The sequence below is a fragment of the Acinetobacter sp. UNC436CL71CviS28 genome, from assembly GCF_000620525.1.
Classification (GTDB): Bacteria; Pseudomonadota; Gammaproteobacteria; order Pseudomonadales; family Moraxellaceae; genus Acinetobacter; species Acinetobacter radioresistens.
Window position 1 is genome coordinate 1 of sequence record NZ_JIBB01000067.1, and the last position, 5,521, is coordinate 5,521.

Genomic DNA, 5,521 nt, shown 5'->3' on the forward strand with positions numbered 1-5,521 from the left:
GTCTACGTCTAGCGAAGGTGTTATCAGAAGCATATCGAGCTTGATAAACGTCATTGATGCTATTTCTTTTAAGCTCACGATAGATCGTACTAGGATGTCTTTTAATGAGTTCAGCAAATTTTCTGGCTGAAAAGCCTTCTTTTCTTGACTCAAGCATTAATGCAGTACGATCTTCAAAGTTAAGATGATGGTATGACAATTTTATATACTCCATAAACCCTTTAAATTAATTAGGTGGTTTATGTCGCACTTCAAGTTTTACTCTGCCCAGTATTAAGTAAATATGGATTAAACTCATCAAGGTGATGTTCACAAAAAAATCTTAATATATCCTTATGGAAAATTGCATATTTCATATGCCAATTTGAAAATAAACGTTCATTTATATTCTCAAAAGACATAATTTCACATTGTTCATGACGTATGTCTCTTAAAATTTTATTATAAAATAAATGTTCTACTTTTTCTTTGTTTCCTTCAAGACACTGAACAAAATAATTATTACCGTAGTAAAGGGCTCCATAAATTTGATTAGGGTTATTAAAATCTAATGCTTCTGTAAGAATGTTGAATAATTCATTCATTGGATTGGCACAGTCTTTTAACTTACTTACATACAACAATCTTACATCACTCACGTTCACCTCCAAACCAGACATATAAAAACCCACATAGAAAACTTTAAAAACCGACCTTATATAAATTATCTTTTTCCTGTATGAACAAATGATGAACCACAACTCTATTAACATCAGTGATGCTACTTATCTTTCTTATGAAGATTAAGATGAAGACACACCTATTGGCCTGTTACATCGTTGGCCATTTTGTCATCATGCATTTAAAAGTGAAACGGCTTATCCGGCAACCTATAGTTTTCTTACATCTAGCTACGGCTATCATGATCATTCTTCCCGATTTTGGGAAAGTCGTAACATAAATCAATACGCTAAGGATCTTGCAAGCTTTATGCAAAGTTAAACCATAAAGAATAATACTCATTAGCTCTCTACAACAGCAATGTCATAGCACACTATTTGAAGAACTATGGAACCAAATTAACAAAAAACTATTTTTACTTTCAACAGTTAACCTTTTTAATGAAGCCTGATGATAATCCAAAAAATGTATCATAAGAAATATTTACTACTATATATGAACAAATATTGAGTAATTGAGTGGCTTTTTATCTTTGATTCGCTAAAGACTCTATGGTTTTAATGAACTACTTCTTCTAAAGATATTCGAAGTCTCATATAAAATTTTCTTATATAAACCTTAACAGGCTTAATTAAAACACCCGCTGTTTGAACTACCGCGTTTTCTGAAAGAGACCACGAAGATGACTTAAAATTTATGTATCTAATCTGGTATTTTACTAAAATAATAACGAAATCATTTCTTCGAATGCCTCTGGTACAGAAGTACTTAAAGTTACTTGCTAATGTTGAGAGTTTAGAGATATGAGGTGCTCCATATGGATAATGCAATACCTACGTAAAGATAATTATTTTATTCTTACTCTATTTTTATATTTTACGAGTACTAAATAATAATATACTTTTAGTTAGAGTCTATAAGATAAAATATATCAGGACCATCTGCAAATTTTATTAGCCTATCTTGTAATCTATAAACTTATATATTTTTCAGCTTGACGATTATTTATAGATATCAAACTACATTTACAGCCTTTTTTTGGTTTACTCCAGTGTTCTGTAGCTGATCTTTGAAATTCTATATCAGTAATTTTAAAAATTTTATTATTGAAGTCATAACATTGTTGAGGAGTAGCACTATCAATCACAGGAGACCATAAAATATGACTATAGTTCTCACCTTTACTTAAATCGAAATTACTTTTTGCAATAAGATAGTTAAATACAAACATTTGCCGATTAATTAGCCAAGCCCGATAATCAGAGTCTGCTTCTAAAGATTCCCTATCAATATAAGAATGGATATTTTTTGGAATAAGTGCAAGAAATCTATTAATAAATTTATTGAATAATAGTCTATTCTCTTTTAACTTGAGATTATTTAAGTGACTATGAATATCTAAAATTTCCTGTTTAAAAAATTGAGCATCGGCTCTGCATTGTATACCTATTGCACTTAATTCTTCTCTTTCCTCATCAGACATAGAGTTAAACCATAATTTATAAGATTTCCTGCTACTCTCTATTAACTTCTTTTTCATTATAATCATCTTTTCAATAAAAATTTTTAATTATTTTAAATACTAGTATTTTTAAAAAAGATGTAAAAACGTAACATTAGTTAATAGATTTGTTTTTATAAAACTAAAGTTTTAATTATTTCAGGCTAAAACATTAAGAAGTTTAAGTTAAGATTGTTTTAGTAATTATAGTTAAATAATTTTTTATATTAAAATAAAAAAGCCCAGACTTTAAGAGAGGGCTTTTTTAACAGGCAAGAGTTCAGCTTGCCGATATTTACTATTACATATGCTGATCATTCTGATTTTGATCATTCTGTTGACGCTGCTGATCAGTTTGCTGATTCTGCTGGTCATTCTGATTGGTCTGCTGACCCTGCTGGCGTTGTTGATCATTTTGCTGATTCTGCTGGCCTTGTTGACTGCTCTGCTGACCTTGTTGACCACTTTGCTGATTCTGTTGGCCCTGTTGATGTTGTTGATCATTTTGCTGATTTTGTTGATTTGACATTTTAAAATTCCTCATAATCTTAATAGAGTGGCTAGATTCCTATCTAGTTCTATTAACATACACCTTTCTTTTAAATATATATTCCAAGAATGTATCAAATAATATAAATGTAATTTAAAATTATACTCCTTAAAAATAAGGCCTTATATTTATTATATTTATAAAGTTGCTTATTTACATAAATTACTTAAAATTATTTTTATAGGTTAGAGATTCCATACTCAAGCTCGGGAATTTAAATCCTCTTAATTTAATAAAATATATTCTATTAGAATATATTTATAATTCCCAATTATTATAAAGACACTGAAATAATCTTAATTTCAGTGTCTCATCACTAATACAATTATACTATTTCAAACTATCTCTCTCGAAATAATTTTTTATTAAGTTAACTATTATTTTGCCGAACAAGAAGTTGGTGTTTTTCCATTATTGAGAGTCTTTAAAAACTCTGCTGAAAAATTTGGACTTTGACGTACTGCATCTCGGTGGTCACCTCCATTAATAGAATGGTATACAACTGGTTTATGAGCTTTACAAACTTGCTGATAATAAGCATAGGTTCCGCGTGGATCTACCAGCTGATCATTCGTGCCTTGTACAAGCATGAGAGGTACAGTAGGAGTCATACGCTCAATAGACTGCAATTTAAGGTAATCAAGCAATGGTTTTAAATTGGCTTCTGGCTTAAATATACGATCTGGCGACTGCTTTAGCTCTGTTTGCATTTCACTCAGACAGCGTTTACGTCCTTGATCAAGTAAAAGCTGCATTTCTGGACTTACCAGATTATCAGGATTTATAGCAGGGTCAGCAGCTTGAGCGCCGAGTAGAACTATTGGAAAAAAAGCAGCAACGTTGGTGTCAGGTTTAGGATGAGTTTGGGCATACTCAGCAATACCCTCATACTGATATCCGCCTGGTGCAAGAGCCAGTGCCGCCTTCAGATTAAGCTCAGGTGCATCTTTTTGTCCATATGCAGCTACCGCTAATGCAGCTGCTCCTCCCTGACTATGACCCATTACTAACCATTGCTTGTTAATCTGGCCTGGCATTAAAACATGTAGTGCACGCACTGCATCAACTACTGTATGTAATTGGCTAGTAGCATTCATATAAGGATGCCCGCCTGGAGTGCCTAAACCTTGATAATCAGGTGCAACTATCGCATAACCGCGTGCTAACCAAGTATCTAAGGCAGCATCAGCGACTTGTTGATAACTATGGACTGGTCCGCCTGCATAATCTTCTGAAGGTGCACATGTGTCTGCAACTCCTGTAGTACCATGTGCCCAGGCAAGTACTGGCCAGCCCTGTCTTGGTGCTTTGCCTTTAGGGAGAATAATAAAGCCTGAGGCAACAATAGGCTCCCCATATACTCCCCGACTACGATAATTAATCAGAAACCGTTGTCCGGCATGTGCATAGCCCGCTCCCGGCTGCTGTGCCTGAGCGGATAAAATTGTGCCAGGTTTAGTACTGGAAATATGATAATTTTTAGAAGCTACAGTAGTGTTAGTTTGGCTAACAGCTAAAGTTGTACAGCCAAAGGTAAGGGCTGCGATTAGAAATTTTAAAGGATGAGATAATTTAATCAAGGGTTTGTACTCCGCCGCCATTTACAAATAAGGTTTGACCACTGATCCATGAAGATATAGGAGCAGCAAAGAATAAGACTGCTTTAGCAATATCTTCCGGTTCACCTAAACGCTGCAATGGGGTATGAGCCAGCATGCGTTTTTCAATTTCAGGAGTGAGAACTTTTGCCAGTGCAGCTGTACGAATAGCCCCTGGTCCTACAGCATTAATGCGTACTATAGGCCCAAAGTCATGTGCTAAATTAGCACCCATATGATTTAACGCAGCCTTAGAAGCAGCATAGCCGCTCATAGCAGGGCTCTTATTAACAGAACTCATAGAAGTAATATTAACTATTGAACCGTAGCCTGCTATATTCATATGCGGAACTACAAGTTGACAGAGACGCCAGGCAGCGAATACGTTCAGCTGAAAGTCACGAACAAAATCATCTACACTAATCCGATCAGGCGCTTCATGACCGCCTCCGCCTCCGCCAGCATTATTGACCAGTATATGGATATGCCCAAATGCTTCTAATGTACTTTCAACAGCTCCTACTAGCTCACTATCCTTGAGAATATTACATGCGATACTGCGTATATCACCTCCTGTCTGTTCTTTAATGTACTCAGCAGTCTGTTGAGCAGCCTCTAAATTCAGATCAGCTATCATCACATTAGCTCCTGCTTCAGCTAATAATGAAGCACAGGCCCGGCCTATGCCTGCGGCTCCGCCTGTAATTAATGCCGTTTTGCCGGATAAATCTAATAGGGACTGATACATTTTCTTGTTCTTCTCCTGTAGATAAAAATATATGAAAGATTTAAAGTCTTAGCTTAAGATTATTCTTTTCAAGATATCTCCTGAATTTATTTAAAATTATTAATACTTACAATAAACAAATTAATCTGGCTTTGTTGCACAAAGATTTGAAATGCAAAGCGCCCCTAATTGAACCAAATTTAAGGCGTAACTTGGGTAAGTGGTCGACCTAATTCCGTAAATCTGTTGAGGACTGCTACACGTGCATGGATCTCATTCACTTGGCTATCAAAACTCCTTGCACTGAGTTTATCTCCTAATAATTTGATGCAATGCATCTTAGTTTCAACCAAACTTCGCCGATGATAGCCTGACCATTTTTTCCATAGTGTCCTGCCTAAACGTTTAATTGCTCGAAGTAATTCATTTCGCTCTAGCGAGCTACTCTTTGTATCTTTCCATGGTTTCGCATTTTTTCTAGGTGG

Annotated in this window: 7 protein-coding genes; all 7 read right to left on the reverse strand. The window is 34.9% G+C overall.

Translation table 11 applies throughout. The annotated features are described in order from the left end of the window. A partial coding sequence (locus N518_RS0114800) for a helix-turn-helix domain-containing protein (RefSeq protein ID WP_240488018.1) occupies nucleotides 1–157 on the reverse strand: 157 nt, incomplete at its 3' end. 94 nt (nucleotides 158–251) lie between these two features. Continuing rightward, nucleotides 252–638, reverse strand: a complete 387-nt coding sequence (locus N518_RS16485) for a BLUF domain-containing protein (RefSeq protein WP_051531908.1) — start codon at nucleotides 636–638, stop codon at nucleotides 252–254. A 992-nt stretch (nucleotides 639–1,630) separates the two neighbouring features. Beyond that, entirely contained in the window at nucleotides 1,631–2,200 is a 570-nt protein-coding gene (locus N518_RS0114815; protein ID WP_026444459.1) for a hypothetical protein, read from the reverse strand. 262 nt (nucleotides 2,201–2,462) lie between these two features. Next, nucleotides 2,463–2,690 carry a hypothetical protein gene (locus tag N518_RS0114820; protein ID WP_017401138.1) on the reverse strand — a complete coding sequence of 76 codons (228 nt, stop codon included), beginning with the start codon at nucleotides 2,688–2,690 and terminating at the stop codon, nucleotides 2,463–2,465. 398 nt (nucleotides 2,691–3,088) lie between these two features. After that, on the reverse strand, nucleotides 3,089–4,291 hold the full coding sequence (locus N518_RS0114825) for an alpha/beta hydrolase family protein (RefSeq protein ID WP_017401139.1): 1,203 nt from the start codon (nucleotides 4,289–4,291) through the stop codon (nucleotides 3,089–3,091). Continuing rightward, complete coding sequence (locus N518_RS0114830; protein ID WP_017401140.1) at nucleotides 4,284–5,057, reverse strand: glucose 1-dehydrogenase; 774 nt, start codon at nucleotides 5,055–5,057, stop codon at nucleotides 4,284–4,286. Before N518_RS0114830 ends, N518_RS0114825 begins: the two co-directional genes overlap by 8 nt. A 179-nt stretch (nucleotides 5,058–5,236) precedes the next feature. Further along, nucleotides 5,237–5,521 (reverse strand): IS5/IS1182 family transposase (locus tag N518_RS16980; protein ID WP_026444460.1); only part of this gene is annotated, 285 nt, incomplete at its 5' end.